The sequence below is a fragment of the Labedella gwakjiensis genome (assembly GCF_003014675.1).
GTDB lineage: Bacteria > Actinomycetota > Actinomycetes > Actinomycetales > Microbacteriaceae > Labedella > Labedella gwakjiensis.
Genome location: NZ_PYAU01000001.1, coordinates 2,631,450 through 2,648,865 on the forward strand (window position 1 = coordinate 2,631,450; position 17,416 = coordinate 2,648,865).

The following is a 17,416-nucleotide window of genomic DNA, read 5'->3' on the forward strand; positions in this document are numbered from 1 at the left end:
CGCTACCGATGATGCCTAGCGTCGACTGTGACGCACCGCACATCGACGACAGGAGCCATCATGCGCGCACGGACACGACGGAACACGGGAGCAGCCCTCGCGGGGATCGCCGTCATCGGCGGGTTGGCCGCCTGCAGCTCGGACGCCTCAGACGCGACCGAAGAGGCCACGACCGACTCGAGCGCCACGCAGGACTCGGGGAGCTCGAGCGACTCGGGCTCCAGCAGCGCCGCCAGCTACACCGACGGCGAGTACACCGCCGAGGGCGACTACACGACGCCGGGCGGTCAGGAGTCCGTCACGGTGACCGTGATGCTCGAGGGTGACATCGTCACCTCGCTCGAGGTCGAGGGGAGCGGCGGAAGCCCGAACACCCAGCGCTACCAGGGCGAGTTCATCGACAACATCCAGGACGAGGTCGTGGGCAAGGACATCGACGACCTCGCGGTGTCGAAGGTCGCCGGCTCATCCCTCACGAGCGAAGGCTTCAACGCCGCGATCGAGACGATCAAGTCCGATGCCGCGAGCTGATTCGCCCCACCCGACCGCGCTGCTCGAGACCGACACGATGCGTTTCGACGCGATCGGCACATCGTGGCAGATCGACGTGGACGGCGCCCTCTCGGAGCAGGCGCGGAGACATGTGCTCGACCGGATCGACCGGTTCGACCGCGACTGGTCGCGGTTCCGCGACGACTCCCTCGTGGCGGAGATCGCGGCCGGACCGGGTGAATGGGCGCTCCCGCCCGAGGGCAAACGTCTGTTCGCGCTCTACCGGCGGCTCTACGACCTGACCGGTGGTCGGGTGTCGCCCTTCGTCGGCGGTGCGATCGCACGGCTCGGCTACGGCCCGTCGACGCCTGCGGTGGACGCCACGACACCGGTCGGCCGTGTCACCGAGTGGGAGGGACTCGCCTCGGTCGACGGCGACGTCCTCCGCACGACCGACGCGACGCTCATCGACGTCGGAGCGGCCGGAAAGGGGCTGCTCGTCGACCTCGTCGTCGACATGCTCGGAGCGCACGACCTCATCGACGTGACGGTCGACGCGTCCGGTGATCTCCGCGTCGCCGGCGCGCGCAGCGAGCGCGTGGCGCTCGAGCATCCGTTCGACCCGCGTCGCGCGATCGGCGTCGTCGAGGTCTCGGACGGTGCGTTGTGCGCTTCCGCGACCAACCGCCGGGTCTGGGGGGACGGCCTCCATCACATGATCGACGGCCTCACCGGACGGCCCGTCGAGAACGTCGTCGCGACGTGGGCGCTCGCCCCCACCGCCATGGTCGCCGACGGTGCGGCCACTGCCCTCTTCTTCTCCTCGCCCGCGGAGGTCTACGCCGCCACGGGAGCCATCGGCGTGCGGATGTTCAGCGACGGCCGCAGCGAGCGTCATCGTGACTTCTCCGGGGAGCTGTTCTCGTGAGGAAGTCGCTCGACACCCTGCTGGGACGCGTGCCGATGTATCGGCTCGTCCTGCTGCTGCTCGTCGTCCTCGCGGCCGTGTCGTTCGTCCTGTCCGCGGTCGGGATCCTCTTCTTCACTCCGCTCGAACTGCTCGCGACGGGCGGGATCGCGGTGGCCGTCTCGTGGCTCGTCAACCGAGCGGTCGCCCCGTTGTTCCGAGTGAAGCCGCACGACGAGTCGGCGATCATCACCGGCCTGCTCCTGTTCTTCATCATGAAGCCGGGGCTCGTGCCCGGCGACCTCGCGGCGGTCGCGATCGCGGCGGCGGTGGGCGCGGTGTCGAAGTACGTCCTAGCCGTGCGTGGGCGCCACATCCTCAACCCGGCCGCGATCGGAGCCTTTGTCGCCACGCTCACCGGCGTCGGCGTGAGTTACTGGTGGGTCGGCAGCGAGTCGCTCTTCTGGGCCGTCCTCGTCGTCGGTTTCCTCCTCGTGTGGCGGCTCCGGAAGCTCGTGATGGCCGTTCTGTTCGTGGTGGCGGTCGCCGCTGTGATGGTTCCGATGCTCATCTCGAACGGGATGGATGCGGGCTCGGCGCTCACGACGCCGTTCCTCTCGACCGCCGCGGTGTTCTTCGCTGTCTTCATGCTCACGGAGCCGCTCACGATGGCACCGCTGCGCTGGCAGCAGCTCGTCATCGCCGTGATCACGGGCGCACTCTTCGCCCTGCCGTACCACGTCGGTCCCGTCTACTCGTCACCGGAGCTCGCGCTGCTGGTGGGCAACGTGCTCGCGTTCCTCGTGGGGCAGCGCCGCGGTGTGGCACTGACCGTGAGGGACTCGCGCCGGTTGGCGGGGGACGTGCACGAGATCGTCTTCGATGCCGCCGCCCCCCTGCGCTTCCGGGCCGGTCAGTACCTCGAGCTGCATGTGCCCCACGCGAAGGGCGACCGCAAGGGTTTCCGTCGCACCTTCAGCATCGTGTCGGCTCCGAGCGACGGTCGAGAGGTGCGCGTGGCGTTCCGAGTGCCGGAACCGCTGAGCTCGGCGAAGCGCACGCTCCTCGCGCTCGCACCGGGTGACGGCGTGCGCGCCACGCTCGTCGCGGGCGACTTCACGCTGCCCGCCGATCCGTCCCGGAAGCTCGCCCTCGTGGCTGCCGGCATCGGTGTGACACCCTTCGTCAGTCATCTCCGTGAGTCGAGGGCGCGCGGCGACGATCGCGACATCGTGCTCGTCTACGCGGTGTCGGACCCGAGCGAGATCGTGTACGCCGACGAGCTCCAGGGGGCGGGGGTCAGGGTGCTGGTGTCCAGCAGGGCCGAGCCCGGTTCCCTCCCGCAGGGATGGACGTGGATCGGTCCCGAGCGGGTCGATGCGGACATCGTGCATGCGGCCGTTCCGGACCTCGCCGAGCGGGACGTGTTCGTGTCCGGCCCTCCGGCGCTCGTCGCCGACCTCCGCAGTCGCCTGCGCGGTGCGGCCCGCCGTGTTCGCACCGACGTATTCTCCGGGTACTGATCGATCGTCGCGCGCGGCCCGTGGGTGCGCGGCCCGCGCGTCGGCGTCGATCCGTCAGCTCTCGCGCGTGACTCTGTCGAGGAACGCGCGCGTGCGGGGGTCCCGCGGTGAGCCGAAGATCTGCTCGGGCGTGCCCTGCTCGCGGATGACCCCCGCGTCGAGGAACACCACGTGGGTGGCGACGTCGCGCGCGAAGGCCATCTCGTGGGTGGCCATGAGGATGGTGGTGCCCGACGCTCCGAGCTCGCGGACGAGTTCGAGCACTTCGCCGACGAGTTCCGGGTCGAGAGCCGACGTGATCTCGTCGAGCAGCAGCACCTCCGGATCGCTCGCGAGGGCCCGCACGATCGCGGCGCGTTGCTGCTGACCGCCCGAGAGGCGGTCGGGGTAGGAGCGGGCGAAGTCCGCGAGGCCCACTTGCGCGAGGAGGTCGAGACCTCGCCGGTCGGCGTCGGCCTTCTTCGTGCGGTGCACGTGGCGGAGGGCGAGCGTGACGTTGTCGAGCACGCTCAAGTGAGGGAACAGGTTGTAGTGCTGGAAGACGATGCCGATGCGCGCGCGCACGGCGTCTGCATCGACGCGCGGATCGGTGATGTCCGTTCCCGTGAGCAGGATGCGGCCGTCGTCGACCTGCTCGAGGAGATTGATGGTTCGCAGGAGCGTGGACTTGCCGGAACCGGACGCGCCGATGAGCGCGATGACCTCGTGGGCGTCGACCGTGAGGTCGATGCCCGAGAGCACTGGTCGGTCACCGAAGGATTTGCGGACGCCCTCGAGCCGGAGAACGCGCTGCTCGTCCGCCTCGGCGGGGGTGCCCAGCGCGCTCATACGACGCTTCCCTGCTGCTCGCGGCGTCGCTGCCGCGCCGTGACCCAGTCCGTGAGGCGGATGGTGGGGAAGGCGAGGGCGACGAAGAGGAGGCCGGCCAGCACGTAAGGGGTGAAGTTGTAGCTCGCGGAGGTCTCGATCTGCGCGGCACGCACGGCGTCGACGGCTCCGAGGACCGAGATGAGGCCGACGTCCTTCTGCATCGAGACGAAGTCGTTCATGAGGGCCGGCGTGACCTTGCGGAGGGCCTGCGGCAGGATCACGAGGCGCAGCGACGCGACGTAGCCGAGCCCGAGGCCGCGGGCCGCGAGGCGCTGCGAGGGGTGCACGGCCTCGATGCCGGCGCGCAGCACCTCGGACACATAGGCCGAGTAGGTGAGGACGAGCGCGACCGTTCCCCAGAACTCCATGGGCATGCGGGGGAACAGGTCGAGTCCCGGGATGCCGAAGCCCACGAGGTACAGCACGATGAGCAGCGGCATGCCGCGGAACACGTCGGTGTATGCGGCGGCGAGGAAGCGCAGCGGGAAGAACAGCGGGCCGCGCAGGGTGCGGACGGACGCCAGAAGCGTTCCGACGACCGCGACGCCGATGCTCGCGACCACGAGCACGCGGATGTTCAGCCAGAGACCCTCGATCACCCGAGGCCAGGCGGAGACGAGCACCTCGGGGTCGAAGAACGTCTGCTGGACGCTGCGCCACCCCGGCGTGCCGATGACGAATGCCGCGACGAGTGCCGCGAACACCACCGTGGAGAGCAGGGCGAGAAGGACCGAACGACGAGACGCCCTGGCCCGGAATGCCCGGCGCTCGAGCTCGAGGTCGCTCGGACTCCACTCGGGCGCAGGCGCAGGCGCAGGCGGTGGCAGGGGTGGGGGCGGCGTCACGGCCGCTCGCCGGGTGAGCACATACGCACGCGGCCGGTCAGTCGAGCACGGGCGCGGTGTCGTCGCCGCCCAGCCACTCGGCGGCGAGGTCCTCGAGCGTTCCGTCCTCGCGCAGCGCGTCGACCGCGTCCGAGACGTCCGCGGTGAGCTCGCTGTCCTTCGGGAGGACGATGCCGAAGGAGTCACCCTCTCCGGCCGTGCGGGGCAGCTGCCCGACGATGACGCCGTCGTCGAGCTCGGCGCCCGTCATGTAGAACGCCGTGGGGAGGTCGACGACGAGGGCGTCGATCTGGCCGGACTCGAGGGCGGCCTTCGCGTCTTCGTTGGTGTTGAAGGCGCTCACCCCGTTCGTGGGCGCGATGATGTCCTCCGCCGCCGTGAAGCTCGTCGTGCCGGTCTGAGCGCCGACGATGAGGCCCTGCAGGTCCGCGATGCTCGACGCGTCGGCCGCAGCCGAATCGCCCGTCGTGATGACCGTCTGAGTGGTCTCGTAGTACGGGGACGAGAAGTCGACGGCCTGCTTGCGCTCGTCCGTGATGGAGAACTGCTGGAGGTTGATGTCGAAGTCCTTCGGACCGGGTGCGATCGAGGCCTCGAACGAACTGCGCACCCACACGACGTCGTCCGTGTCGAAGCCGAGCTCTTCGGCGACCGCATAGGCGACGGCGGCCTCGAACCCCTCGCCCGACTCGGGCGCGTCGTCGATGACCCACGGGTAGTACGCGGGCTCGCCCGTGGCGACGGTGAGCTTGCCCTCGGTGATGTACGGGCTCTCCTCGGCCGGCGCCTCGTCCGATCCACCGGCGCAGCCCGAGAGGAGGAGGATGCCGACGGTGGCGACGGCGAGGGGGATGGTGCTCCGGCGGGCACGGATCATGGCGTTCTCCATCGGGTGAGAAGGTGGGGGAGCTCAAGTTTCCCAGATGAGGTGGGCGCATGGGTACGTCGGGGTCGAACTGTGACATGTGCTCTCTGCACAGGCGTGGCGGAGGGGTATCGGATGGCGGACAGGCCCGCCGCCTAGGATGAAGCCGTGAGGGTTCGAGGACTGCTGTGGGCCGTGTTCCTGTTGGTCCACGCCGGACTCTCGTGGCTCTGCCTCTACGCTCCCGGTCTGCCCCTCGGCGATGTGACGCTCGTCTACCGTCCATGGTCCATGCAGGTCGCGAGCGGCGCCTCCATCGCGGGGATCGACGTCGACTGGGTCTACCCGCTCCTGGCGCACCTCCCGATGCAGCTCGCCCTCGTCGCCGGAGAGGCGAACTACGGCGTCACGTGGCTCGTCCTCATGACCGTGCTCGACGCGGTGGCGTTCGCGATCCTGATCGGTGACGGGTCGAGCCGCCGTCGTCGCGCAGCCGCCTGGTGGTGGGTCGGGTACATCGCGCTCCTCGGCCCGATCTCGCTCGGGCGCATCGACTCGGTGACCGTGCCCCTCGCGGTGGTCGCCGTTCTCATCGTGATGCGCCGACCGATGGCGGCATCCCTCCTTCTCGCCACCGCAACATGGATGAAGGTGTGGCCGGCTGCCATGATCGCGGCGGCGGTCGTCGCGCTGTCCACGCGGTGGCGGATCGTGTTCGCCGGAGCGGTGCTGTCGGTCGCGGTCGTGTTCGTGGGCTTCGCCCTCGGCGGCGTCGGTCACGTCTTCAGCTTCCTCACGGAGCAATCGGGCCGTGGCTTGCAGATCGAGGCGCCGGTCAGTCTCATCTACGTGTGGCAGGCGGCGGCCGGCGTCGAGGGTGCGTTCCTCTACTACGACCCCGCGATCCTGACCTACCAGGTCGCCGGCGCGAACGTAGACGTGGCGATCGCCCTCATGACGCCGCTGCTCGTGGTGGCATTCGCGGCCGTCGCCCTTCTCGGCGTCTTCGCGGTCCGCGGCGGGGCGCCGGTGATCCGGGTGCTGCCCTCACTGTCGCTCGCGCTCATCCTCGTGCTGATCGCCGTCAACAAGGTGGGCTCGCCTCAGTACCTCACGTGGCTCATCGCCCCCGTCGTGCTCGGCATCGCGTGGCAGGGGCGGAGATTCACGGTCCCCGCCGCGCTCGCGCTCGGCCTCGCCGCTCTCACCCACATCGTCTACCCGTATCTGTACTGGCTGCTCCTCAACGCCTGGCCACCCATGGTGGCCGTGCTGACCATCCGCAACGCGGGCTACCTCGTCCTCCTCGGCTGGTGCATCGTGGAGCTCCTGCGTGCGCGCCGCGACGTTCAGGCCGCGCGGCGCGACCGCTCGACGAGCGAGGCCGACGCTCTGCCGCTCCCTTCCTGATCCGCATCTGTCGAAAGGACCCACCATGCTCGTCGCATTCTCCGTCGCCCCGTCGGGCGGCCCGGACGGAACCGACTCCGTGCACGACGCCGTTGCCGCGGCCGTGAAGGTCGTCCGCGAGTCAGGCCTGCCGAACCGCACCGACGCGATGTTCACGACGATCGAGGGGGAGTGGGACGAGGTGTTCGACGTCGTGAAGCGTGCCACCGAGGCCGTCGGCGCGTTCGGCTCGCGCGTCTCCCTCGTGCTCAAGGCCGACATCCGTCCCGGCTACACCGGTGAGCTCACGGGCAAGCTCGACCGCTTGGAGAAGGCGATCGACGAGAGCTGAGACGTCGTAGGCTCCGCATTCTCGAATCGATTCGATGAGCGGCGGTCCGCGGATCTAGACTGGGCGCATGCTCCCCGTCACCAGCGGGCCGACGACGTTGTCCTCGGCCCGCGTTCGTCTTGCCCTGCTCGCGCTCGCCGTCGGCGGGTTCGGCATCGGCACCACCGAGTTTGCTGCCATGGGGCTGCTGCCGCAGATCGCCACCGATCTGTTCCCTGCGCTCTCGACGGCCGACCCTGAGCAGGCGAACGCGCAGGCCGGACTCGTGATCACCGCCTACGCACTCGGCGTCGTGGTCGGGGCACCGACGATCAACTCCCTGGTCGCGCGGTTCCGTCGCGATCGGGTGCTCGTGATCCTCGCCGTCGCCTTCACTCTCATGAACCTCGCGGCCGCCCTCGCGCCCACGTTCGAACTCATCCTCGTGTTCCGTTTCCTCGCCGGCATCCCGCATGGCGCCTACTTCGGACTCGCCGCCCTCGTCGCCGCGAAACTCATGGGGCCGGGGCGGCGGGCGCAGGGCGTGGCCTTCGCGATGGCCGGGCTCACGGTGGCGAACGTGATCGGCGTGCCTCTCGCCACGCTCATCGGCCAGGCCTTCGGCTGGCGTGTCGCCTTCGTGCTCGTCGCGGCGATCTTCGCCGTCTCGACGGTGGCGATCTGGTTCGCCGTGCCCCGGATGGACGGCTCGCCGGAGCAGACCATGCGGCGGGAACTGACCGTGTTCCGCAACGGTCGGGTGTGGTTCGCGCTGCTCACCGGATGCATCATCCTGGGCGGCCTCTTCGCGGTGTACACATACCTCTCGCCCATCACGACGGAGCTCGCGGGGCTGCCGGAGGGCGCGGTGCCGTGGGTGCTCGCGACCGTCGGACTCGGGATGACCATCGGCAACCTGGTGGGCGGACGGGTGGCCGACTGGAGCGTCATGAAGAGTCTCTTCGGCTTCGCGTTCCTCATGCTGCTGTCGCTCTTCGGCTTCGCGCTCACGGCGCAGTGGCCCGTCACGCTCTTCCTCTTCACCTTCGCCGTCGGGTTCGCGACGCAGGGGCTCGGGCCGACCATCCAGACGCGGCTCATGGACGTGGCCGGGGACAGTCAGACCATCGCCGCCGGGCTCATCCACTCGGCACTCAACGTGGGCAACGCCCTCGGCGCCTACTTCGGCGGTGTCGCGATCGCGGCGAAGCTCGGCTACGCCTCACCGGCCGTCGTGGGCATGGGACTGACGGTGGTGGGCATCGCGATCGCGGCGCTCGGCTATGTGCTCGAACGCCGCGGGATCCTCGGTCCTCGACCTACTCGATGATGATGCCGTCGAGGATGGCGCGCTTGCGCAGCGCCACCTTCGTGCCCACGTCGAAGCCGCTCGAGCGGTACTTCTCGCGGATGCGCTTGAGGTAGGACTTCGCGGTCTCCTCGGAGATGCTGAGCTCGTAGGCCACCGACTTCACGGGCTCGCCGGCCGCATAGAGCGCCATCACCCGACGCTCCTGCGCGCTGAGCTTGGGCGCCTCGTTCGGCTCCGAGTTGAGGGCGACGTCGAGCTCGTCCGACACGAACATCTGTCCGCGGTGTGCGGCGCGGATGGCCTGGACGATCATGGACGCGTCCTCGCTCTTCACGAGGTAGCCGTGGGCGCCGGCCGCGAGCGCCTCGCGCACGAACTTCGGGTCGGAGTATGTGCTCATGAGCACCGTCTTCACGCCCGTGGTCTTGAGGGTGGAGATCTTGAGGACGACGGGGATGTTGTCCTTGAGGTCGAGGTCGAGGAGCACGACGTCGACCGGGAACTCGGGGTGCGTGAGCAGCTCCGGCCACGTGGCGACAGCAGCGACCATGCTGATGTCGTCCGCCGCACCACGGATCCACTCGGTGAGTGCACCCAGCAGCATCTTGTGGTCGTCGACGATGGCCAGACGGATGTTGTCCGTGCGAATGCTCATTCGTTCTCCCTGAACTCTTGACAGAATTCTAGTGTTCACCGCTGCTGATCCGAGGGAGGCGGGACCTCCGTCTCGATGTCGACCCGCAGGCCGAGCGGTGTCGTCGTGTCGGTGTACCGGCCGACGCGGCGCAGCGACGCCCACGTGATCGCCTCGACGCGCGAGCGGCTGATGCCGTCCACATCGATCGCGATGAGGATGCGACGCACGTCCGATCGAGGCTGCTCCTTGCGCTCGATGAGGCTCACCCGCGCGGTCGCCTGCATGCGTGCGGCGCTCGACATGAGCATCCAGAGTCCCGACAACAGCCCGTCCCGCTGGAGCTGGTCGAGCCGCGCCGAGAGGCCCTTCGCATCGTCGATCGTCACGTGGTCGCTCAGGAACTCCGACTCGCTGACCGCGTGGGACAGCCACGTGTTGTGGTGGCCGGCGACGAGGTGGCGTCGCAATTCCGTCGCGAGCGCACTCGCCTGGTCGGCGCGCTCGGGGCTGAGGGGAAGGGGCTCGCGCCCTGTCGCGACGTCGTCGAAGAGCTCCTCCACCTCGTGGTCGAGCTCGGCGAGTTCCGCGCTGCCGAGGACGCCGGCCGTGAGGACGACGGGTGCGGAGATCGCGCTCTGCGTGAGCACGCGGTCGAGGGCGAGCAGGATGTGGCGGCGGTACGACCCGAGGATCGACGCGGCGATGACCGGGGGCACCATCGCGAGGACGAGGAAGAGCAGAAGTGGGCCCAATTGCTCCTCGGCGGGCCCCGGTACGAGCACTCCGAGCGTGAGACCGCCCCCCAGGATGGCCGACGCGATCACGATCTCGCGCGCAGGCCGCAGCGACGACGCGCCGAGCAGGACAGCGCCCACCGCGATGGCCGAGGTGGGGTAGAGGCCATCGGTCACGTGCTGCCAGATCGCGGCGAAGTCGAGCACGGCTGCTGCCGTCAGGCTCAACACCATCCCCCAGAACAGCCGCGTCGAGAAGATGAAGCCGGCGGCACGGAGCGCCACCGTGACGAGGGCGACGGTCACGAAGAGGATCGCCCACGAGGCGAGGTTGAGCGGCAGGCGGGGGAATTCGTTCAGGTGGTCGAGGAAGCGCCAGAACGCGTGGAGGAAGAGGAGGCCTCCAGCGAGGCCGAGACCCACGCCGAGCTGCGAGGTGTTGAGGGTGAGGAGCGACGTCTCGCGCAGCCCGGCACGGCGGACGCGGTCCGTCTGCCACTCGAGACCCAGGGACGGATCGATGCCGCCGGACGGGGCGCTCACTTCGGCACCTCGAGGACCACGGTGGTGCCGGCGCCGGGGGAGGAGAAGACGCGCACCGTGCCGCCGATGTCCTCGGTGCGAGCGATCACCGACTGCTGGAAGCCGAGGCTCGACCGACCGATCGTCGCGGGGTCGAATCCGGCGCCGGCGTCCGTGACAACGCCCCGCACGACCATGCCGTCGTCGCTCAGAGTGACGTGGGCCTCATCGACGCCCGCGTGCCGTCGCACGTTCTCGATGCACTCGGTGAGCGCGAGGATGAAGGCCTCGAGCCGCGCCTGCTCGAGACCGAGCTGGCCGGAACCATGCCAGGCCACGTCGAGCCCGGAACCCGCGAAGCGCGCCTTCACGGTCTCCAAGGTGCCGTTGAGCTGGAGCTCGGCCGTGTGCGTGAGCGTGTAGGCGCCGGACGAGCGCGGTGTGGGACTCTCGCCCTCGCGCAGCCGCCGCAGCAGGTCGCGGTCGGAGGCGGCCTGCTCGCGCATCGCGGCCGCATCCACCCCGCGACCCGCGTGGGCGAGGAGCGTCAGGGTGGCGAGCGCGGTGTCGTGGAGGAGGCGCGCGTCGCGGTGGCGCTGGGCCTCTGCCTCGCTCGCCCTCCGCTCGATCAGGTACGTGTAGCCGATGCTCGAGATGCGTCGCATGACGCGGGGGTTCGCTCGCGTGAGCCACAGGCCGAAGATCGTCGTCACCGCCCACCCGAGGATCACGAGGACGGGAGCGGACAGTGCGGCTTCGTCGCCGATGTCCGCCTCGAGGAGCGTCGCGATCGTGACGGTGGTCGCGATGCCGTACACGAGCAGGATGACCTGAGCCCAGGTGGAGGACAGGACCGTGCCGATGCAGCCGATGCCCCACCCGGCGATCATGACGAGGGCGGCGGCCGCCGACGGCTCCGGTTCGGGTCCCGCGGCGATCCCCACCGTGGCGAGGCACAGGATGCCGGCCGCGTACACGCCCACGATCGACAGGCCGTGAGGATACCGCGCGAGCACGATGTGGGTGGCGGCCAGGAGAACGATCGTCGCGTAGCACCAGACGATCGCCGATCCGTCCACCGCTCCGGGGATGGCGAGGGCGATAGCGGCTCCGGACACGCCCGTGAAGCCGAAGCTCCGGGCCATCCGGTACGCGAGCCGACTCTGCTGGATCGAGAAGCGGTCGATCGATTCGAACTGTCGACGGATGGGATCGGAAGCCTCGGTGCCGCGCCACACGCTCATGCCGGCCCCTTCTGTCGTGCCCCGCGTCGTGCGCACCAGCATAGGCCGCGAGCGCGCGACTCGGACCGGCGCGACACGCGACAGCGGTACCTGCCGGAGGAGTCAGCTCGCGAAGATGCGCGCGAGGTGGTCCGAGACGGCGTCGAACTCGATGAGGAAGCCGTCATGACCGAAGTCGGAGACGATCACGGCAGCGTCGTCCCCGTCGATGTTCGTGGTGATTCCCGCGGCGATCCGCCGCTGCCCGTCGAGGGGGAAAAGGCGGTCGGAGTCGATGCCGACCACGAGCGTGCGGGCTGTGACCCGGGAGAGGGCCTCCTCGACGGAGCCGCGTCCCCGCCCGATGTCGTGCGAGTTCATCGCATCGACGAGCGTGATGTAGCTGTTCGCATCGAAGCGGCGCGTGAACTTGTTGCCGTGGAAGTCGAGGTATGACGAGATCGCGAAGCGCCCGGAATCCGCGAGGGGGTCGATGTCCGACTGCCAGCGTCGACCGAAGCGGTCGTTGAGCTCGGTGGAGCTGCGGTACTGGAGGAGCGCCATGCGGCGGGCGAGGGCGAGACCGCGGTGGGGTCCGCCGCCGTCGGCCGCGTCGTAGTAGCTGCCGCCGTGCCAGGCCGGGTCCATCCGGATGGCTTCGAGCTGCACCGAGTTGAGCGCGATCTGGTCGGCCGTGGTCACGGGAGGCGAGGCGAGGATCGCCACGCGATCGAGCCGTTCCGGCAGACCGACGGCCCATTCGAGGGCGTGCATCCCGCCCATGGAACCGCCGATGACGGCTGCCCAGCGGTCGACGCCGAACGAGTCGGCGAGGAGGGCCTGCGCCGTCACCTGATCACGCACGCTGACGGAGGGGAAGCGCGCGCCCCACTCGCGGCCGTCCGGTGCGAACGAGGCCGGTCCCGTCGACCCCTGGCAGCCGCCGAGCATGTTGGGGACCACGACGAACCACCGATCGGTGTCGACCGCGAGTCCAGGACCGACGATCTGGTCCCACCACCCGGCCGTCGGCTGTCCCGGACCCGCGTCGCCGCGTGCATGGGAGTCGCCCGTGAGCGCGTGGGTGATGAGCACGGCGTTGTCGCGGGACGGGGAGAGCTCGCCCCATGTCTCGTAGGCGAGGCGCACGTGCGGGAGGTGCCCGCCGAACTCGAGGTCGAGCGGCCCGAGGTCCGCGAAGCGGCGGTTCGCCACGGGATCGCCGTCGCGCCATGCGCCGGTGGCCGGCGGACGTCCGAGGAGGCTGCGCACCTCGGCGTCCGTCACGATGCGCGACGGGACGGTGTCCTCGGGTGTCTGCCAGTCCATGTCCCCATCCTCCCCGAAGAACCGACACCTCTCGCCTGTGTTACACGCCCCCGTGATGCGCGTGAGGTGTCACCCGGGTTGCTCGACGGGCAGGTCGAGCGACCGCAGGCGACACCTCACGGAAGGCGGGTGACGCGGCAGCGCGTCAGACGCGGGCTGCCTCCACGACCGCACGAGCGGCGGCGAACGCCTGGTCCAGGTCGGCCTTCAGGTCGTCGATGTTCTCGAGACCCACGGAGAGTCGGACGAGGCCCGGCGTGACGCCGGCGGTCAGCTGCTGTTCCGGGGTGAGCTGCGAGTGCGTCGTTGAGGCCGGGTGGATGACGAGCGAGCGGACGTCGCCGATGTTCGCGAGGTGCGAGAACAGCGTGAGGCTGTTGACGAGGGTGCGGCCGGCGTCCACTCCGCCCTTGAGCTCGAACGAGAGCACCGCGCCGACACCCTTCGGGGCGTAGCGGTTGGCCGCCGCGTACCAGGGGCTCGACGGGAGTCCCGAGTAGTTGACCGAGGCGACGTCCGGGTGGCCGTCGAGCCACTCGGCGATTTCCTGGGCGTTCTGCACGTGGCGCTCGATGCGCAGGCTGAGCGTCTCGATGCCCTGGATGAGCAGCCACGCGCTGTTCGGCGAGATGGCCGCACCGAGGTCGCGCAGCACCTGAACGCGCGCCTTGATGATGTAGGCGAGACCGTCGCCGACAGCCGTCGTGTAGCTCGCGCCGTGGTACGAGGGGTCCGGCTCGGTGAGTCCGGGGAACTTATCCACGTTCTTCGACCACTCGAACGAGCCGCCGTCCACGATCGCGCCGCCGATGACGGTGCCGTGTCCGCCGAGGAACTTCGTGGCGGAGTGGACGATGATGTCCGCGCCGTGCTCGAACGGACGGATGAGGTACGGGGTCGCGATCGTGTTGTCGACGATGAGCGGCACACCGGCCTCGTGCGCGACATCGGCGACGAGGCGGATGTCGAGGATGTTGATCTTCGGGTTGCCCACGGTCTCGCCGAAGAAGAGCTTCGTGTTGGGGCGGACAGCGCGCGCCCACTCGTCGGCGTCGTCCTGGTTCTCCACGAAGGTGGTCTCGATGCCGAGCTTCGCGAGCGTGTACTTGAAGAGGTTGTACGTGCCGCCGTAGATCGACGAGCTCGACACGATGTGGTCGCCGGCCTGCGCGATGTTGAGGATCGCGGCCGTCTCCGCGGCCTGACCCGACGCGAAGAGGAGGGCGCCGGTGCCCCCCTCGAGCGCGGCGAGCCGCTGCTCGACGACGTCCTGCGTGGGGTTCTGGATGCGCGTGTAGATGTTGCCGAACTCCGCGAGAGCGAACAGGTTCTTCGCGTGGTCTGCATCGTTGAAGACGTAGCTCGTGGTCTGGTAGATCGGCGTCGCGCGGGCGTTGGTCACGGGGTCGGGCTGAGCACCCGAGTGGATCTGCTTGGTCTCGAACTGCCAGTTCGGCGTGGCGTCGCTCATGGGGTTCTCCCTCGAAGTGTGAACGTGCTGGGTGGTCTGGTCGCCGGACGGCGTACGACGAGAGTAGGCAGGGCTGCCCGATGCGACAACGGCGACCGCAACACGACGTAACCGCATCCGTGCCGCGCGCGCCCGTCCGTCCGGGTGGGGAGGACCCGGCCGGGCCGACGGGGGAGTGCGCTCCCGGGCAATACGCTGGAGTCATGACGGTGAGACGCGCGGTGGTCACGGGAGCGAGTTCGGGGATCGGGAGGGCCACGGCCGCCCTGTTCCGGCAGCACGGCTGGGAGGTGCTCGGCGTCGCACGCCGCGCCGACCGGCTCGCTGAACTCGCCGCGGAGACCGGCGCCGACACGGTCGTGGCCGACGTGACGGTGGCCGAGGACGTCGAGCGCGTGCGCGAAGCCGTCGAGTCCCTCGGGGGCGCGAGCGTGCTCGTCTGCAACGCCGGCGGCGCGATCGGCCTCGACTCCGTGGAGACCTCGTCCCCCGACGACTGGCGTCGCATGTTCGACGTCAACGTGATCGGGACGCAGCGCATGATCGCCGCCCTGCTCCCGTCCCTGCGCGCATCCACGACGGAGGGCGGGACCGCGTCGATCGTGGGAGTCACATCGATCGCCGCACACCGCGCCTACGAGGGCGGCGGCGGATACAACGCCACGAAGTTCGCCCAGCGCGCCGTGCTCGAGGTGCTGCGCCTCGAGCTCAGCGGCGAGCCCATCCGCGTGATCGAGGTGGCTCCCGGCATGGTGCGCACCGAGGAGTTCTCTCTCAACCGCTTCGGCGGGGACAAGGACCGCGCAGACGCGGTGTATGACAACGTGCCGGCGCCGCTCGTGGCCGAGGACATCGCCGAGGTGATCGTGCACGCGTCCGAGTTGCCTCCCCACGTGGACCTCGACTCCATCACCGTGAAGCCCGTGGCGCAGGCCGCTCCCCACAAGGTGGCGCGCGGCGAGTTGAAGGCCAAGGTGTGAGCGCGCCGGCGGACCGCGAGGTCCTCACCTGGGACGAATTCGGTCGAGCCTCCCGTGAGCTCGCCCGCACGGTGCGACGCAGCGGATTCGACCCCGACCTCGTGGTGGCGATCGCGCGCGGCGGCCTCCCGCTCGCCGGCGCCATCTCCTACGCGCTCGGCACCAAGATGTGCGGCTCGATCAACGTCGAGTTCTACACGGACGTGCACGAGACGTTGCCCGAGCCGATCCTGCTGCCGCCGATGCTCGACGCCCCGGCGCTCGCCGGCAAGCGGGTGCTCCTCGCCGACGACGTCTCCGACTCCGGCCGCACCCTCGCCCTCGTCGTCGATCTGCTCACGGGATACGGAGCGGAGGTGCGCAGCGTGACGCTGTACACGAAGCCGCGCACCGTGCACGAGCCGCACTACGACTGGCGCAAGACGGACAAGTGGATCACGTTCCCCTGGTCGGCGCTGCCTCCCGTGGGCGCGGACGGGCTCGATGACGACGGCGACGACACGCGCGCCGATGACACACGGACTGACGACCGCGGCGACGACGCCGTGGCGAGCAACGAGGGGACGAAGGCATGAGCATCCATCTGGTGGGCGGCGGACAGAGGTTCGCGCACGACACGAGCATCCTCTCGGCCTTCGTGGCCGAGGCCGCTGACCGCGCCGAGGTGGGCACGCTCCCGCGCATCGGCGTCTTCCTCGTGACCGAGGACTCGGGCGTCGAGTACGCGGCACGCGTCGAGGCGGAGCTCACGCTCGCCGGCGCGTGCGAGGTCGTCTCGCGCCTCCGGGTCGAGGGCGGGGCGTTCGCGCTCTCCGATCTCGCGGATCTCGACGCCCTGTACGTGGGCGGCGGACTCACGCCCGCGTACGCGACGGCGCTCGACCCCCTCGTGGTGGAGATCCGGCGGCTCGTCGCCGACGGGATGCCCTACCTCGGGTTCTCGGCGGGTGCGGCACTCGCGGCCGAGCAGGCCGTGGTCGGCGGGTGGAGGATCGGCGGCGTCGCCGTGGCTCCCGAGGAGACCGCCGAGGACCTCGACGAGGTCACCGTGCAGCCGGGCATCGGCCTCATCGACATCGCCGTCGACGTGCACGCGGCCCAGTGGGGCACGCTCGGTCGGCTCGTGGCCGCGACCGAGGCCGGGCTCGTCTCGGGCGGTGTCGCGATCGACGAGAACACGGCGCTCGTCGTGTCCGAGAACGGTCTCAGCGTCGCGGGGACCGGCAGCGTGTGGCAGGTCACCACGGACGACGCCGGCGTGCGGGTCTCGACGGTCGCGGCGTCGTGAGCGGCGGACGGTCCCTGGCGGAACTCGCGTCCGCCGGCCTCGTCGATCCCGGGTGGGCAGAGGCTCTCGAGCCCGTCGCCGATCGCATCTCCGAGATGGGCGACTTCCTCCGCGCCGAGCACGCTCAGGGCCACCAGACGCTTCCGGCCGGGGAGAACGTCCTGCGGGCGTTCTCGTACCCGCTCGATGCGGTGCGCGTGCTCATCGTGGGTCAGGACCCGTATCCCACGCCGGGGCATCCGATCGGCCTCTCCTTCGCCGTCGACGCGCACGTCCGCCCGCTGCCACGCAGCCTGAGCAACATTTACAAGGAGCTCCAGGACGACCTCGGCATCGCCCCGGCGCCGACCGGTGATCTCACGCCATGGGCGGAGAACGGTGTGATGCTGCTCAACCGCGTGCTCTCCGTGCGACCAGGGGAGCCGGCGTCGCACCGCGGCAAGGGATGGGAGGCGGTGACGGACCACGCGATCCGCACTCTCGTGGGCCGGGGCACTCCGCTCGTCGCGATCCTGTGGGGGAAGGACGCGCAGAGCCTCACTCCGCTGCTCGGCGACACCCCGATCATCGCGTCGGCGCACCCGAGCCCGCTCTCCGCGTCGCGCGGGTTCTTCGGGTCCAAGCCGTTCTCGCGGGTCAACGACCACCTCGTCGCCGCGGGCGCCACCCCTGTCGACTGGTCCCTCGGCGGTTAGGCT

General features: G+C 69.8%; 18 protein-coding genes. 10 read left to right on the forward strand and 8 right to left on the reverse strand.

Annotation, left to right across the window (positions count from 1 at the left end):
* Positions 1–60 precede the first annotated feature (60 nt).
* Genes CLV49_RS12335 through CLV49_RS12345 form a run of 3 tightly spaced genes read left to right on the forward strand, consistent with a single transcriptional unit; the run spans position 61 to position 2,922 of the window.
* The gene (locus CLV49_RS12335) at positions 61–531 is read left to right on the forward strand and encodes a hypothetical protein (protein ID WP_106565080.1); all 471 of its coding nucleotides are present in this window, start codon (positions 61–63) and stop codon (positions 529–531) included.
* Positions 518–1,420, forward strand: coding sequence for an FAD:protein FMN transferase (locus tag CLV49_RS12340; RefSeq protein ID WP_243696589.1), 903 nt, complete (start codon positions 518–520; stop codon positions 1,418–1,420). The genes CLV49_RS12335 and CLV49_RS12340 overlap by 14 nt, the downstream gene beginning before the upstream one ends.
* Positions 1,417–2,922, forward strand: a complete 1,506-nt coding sequence (locus CLV49_RS12345; RefSeq protein ID WP_243696588.1) for a ferredoxin--NADP reductase — start codon at positions 1,417–1,419, stop codon at positions 2,920–2,922. The genes CLV49_RS12340 and CLV49_RS12345 overlap by 4 nt, the downstream gene beginning before the upstream one ends.
* Before the next feature lie 54 nt (positions 2,923–2,976).
* Here CLV49_RS12345 and CLV49_RS12350 read toward each other — a convergent pair whose 3' ends face one another.
* The 3 genes from CLV49_RS12350 to CLV49_RS12360 are packed head-to-tail and all read right to left on the reverse strand — an operon-like array spanning position 2,977 to position 5,514.
* Positions 2,977–3,750, reverse strand: coding sequence for an amino acid ABC transporter ATP-binding protein (locus CLV49_RS12350; protein WP_106563800.1), 774 nt, complete (start codon positions 3,748–3,750; stop codon positions 2,977–2,979).
* On the reverse strand, positions 3,747–4,637 hold the full coding sequence (locus CLV49_RS12355; RefSeq protein ID WP_424978741.1) for an amino acid ABC transporter permease: 891 nt from the start codon (positions 4,635–4,637) through the stop codon (positions 3,747–3,749). Before CLV49_RS12355 ends, CLV49_RS12350 begins: the two co-directional genes overlap by 4 nt.
* A 37-nt stretch (positions 4,638–4,674) precedes the next feature.
* Complete coding sequence (locus tag CLV49_RS12360) at positions 4,675–5,514, reverse strand: ABC transporter substrate-binding protein (protein WP_106563801.1); 840 nt, start codon at positions 5,512–5,514, stop codon at positions 4,675–4,677.
* A 156-nt stretch (positions 5,515–5,670) separates the two neighbouring features.
* Between CLV49_RS12360 and CLV49_RS12365 the strand changes: the two genes are divergently transcribed.
* From CLV49_RS12365 to CLV49_RS12375, 3 genes are all read left to right on the forward strand, one after another.
* Positions 5,671–6,912, forward strand: coding sequence for a glycosyltransferase 87 family protein (locus tag CLV49_RS12365; RefSeq protein WP_127054290.1), 1,242 nt, complete (start codon positions 5,671–5,673; stop codon positions 6,910–6,912).
* A 25-nt stretch (positions 6,913–6,937) separates the two neighbouring features.
* Positions 6,938–7,243: a thiamine-binding protein gene (locus CLV49_RS12370; protein WP_106563803.1), complete on the forward strand. Its 306-nt coding sequence runs from the start codon at positions 6,938–6,940 to the stop codon at positions 7,241–7,243.
* 67 nt (positions 7,244–7,310) lie between these two features.
* Positions 7,311–8,552, forward strand: coding sequence for an MFS transporter (locus tag CLV49_RS12375; protein ID WP_106563804.1), 1,242 nt, complete (start codon positions 7,311–7,313; stop codon positions 8,550–8,552).
* On the opposite strand, the gene CLV49_RS12380 is transcribed toward CLV49_RS12375, so the two are convergent.
* The 5 genes from CLV49_RS12380 to CLV49_RS12400 all read right to left on the reverse strand — a co-directional run bounded on the left by CLV49_RS12380 (position 8,542) and on the right by CLV49_RS12400 (position 14,450).
* Positions 8,542–9,189: a response regulator gene (locus tag CLV49_RS12380; RefSeq protein WP_106563805.1), complete on the reverse strand. Its 648-nt coding sequence runs from the start codon at positions 9,187–9,189 to the stop codon at positions 8,542–8,544. The genes CLV49_RS12375 and CLV49_RS12380 overlap by 11 nt on opposite strands.
* A gap of 35 nt (positions 9,190–9,224) precedes the next feature.
* Positions 9,225–10,448, reverse strand: coding sequence for a hypothetical protein (locus tag CLV49_RS12385; RefSeq protein ID WP_106563806.1), 1,224 nt, complete (start codon positions 10,446–10,448; stop codon positions 9,225–9,227).
* On the reverse strand, positions 10,445–11,671 hold the full coding sequence (locus CLV49_RS12390; protein ID WP_106563807.1) for a sensor histidine kinase: 1,227 nt from the start codon (positions 11,669–11,671) through the stop codon (positions 10,445–10,447). Before CLV49_RS12390 ends, CLV49_RS12385 begins: the two co-directional genes overlap by 4 nt.
* 102 nt (positions 11,672–11,773) lie before the next feature.
* Positions 11,774–12,979: a homoserine O-acetyltransferase MetX gene (gene metX / locus CLV49_RS12395; protein WP_106563808.1), complete on the reverse strand. Its 1,206-nt coding sequence runs from the start codon at positions 12,977–12,979 to the stop codon at positions 11,774–11,776.
* 145 nt (positions 12,980–13,124) lie between these two features.
* Entirely contained in the window at positions 13,125–14,450 is a 1,326-nt protein-coding gene (locus tag CLV49_RS12400; protein ID WP_106563809.1) for a bifunctional o-acetylhomoserine/o-acetylserine sulfhydrylase, read from the reverse strand.
* A 203-nt stretch (positions 14,451–14,653) separates the two neighbouring features.
* Between CLV49_RS12400 and CLV49_RS12405 the strand changes: the two genes are divergently transcribed.
* The 4 genes from CLV49_RS12405 to CLV49_RS12420 are packed head-to-tail and all read left to right on the forward strand — an operon-like array spanning position 14,654 to position 17,413.
* Positions 14,654–15,430 (forward strand): SDR family oxidoreductase, encoded by a 777-nt coding sequence (locus tag CLV49_RS12405; RefSeq protein ID WP_106563810.1) that lies wholly within the window; start codon positions 14,654–14,656, stop codon positions 15,428–15,430.
* A complete protein-coding gene (locus CLV49_RS12410) occupies positions 15,427–16,005 on the forward strand; it encodes a phosphoribosyltransferase (RefSeq protein WP_106563811.1) in 579 nt (192 codons plus the stop codon). The genes CLV49_RS12405 and CLV49_RS12410 overlap by 4 nt, the downstream gene beginning before the upstream one ends.
* Positions 16,002–16,718, forward strand: a complete 717-nt coding sequence (locus tag CLV49_RS12415) for a Type 1 glutamine amidotransferase-like domain-containing protein (protein WP_106563812.1) — start codon at positions 16,002–16,004, stop codon at positions 16,716–16,718. Before CLV49_RS12410 ends, CLV49_RS12415 begins: the two co-directional genes overlap by 4 nt.
* A complete protein-coding gene (locus CLV49_RS12420) occupies positions 16,715–17,413 on the forward strand; it encodes a uracil-DNA glycosylase (protein WP_208019783.1) in 699 nt (232 codons plus the stop codon). Before CLV49_RS12415 ends, CLV49_RS12420 begins: the two co-directional genes overlap by 4 nt.
* Positions 17,414–17,416 lie beyond the last annotated feature (3 nt).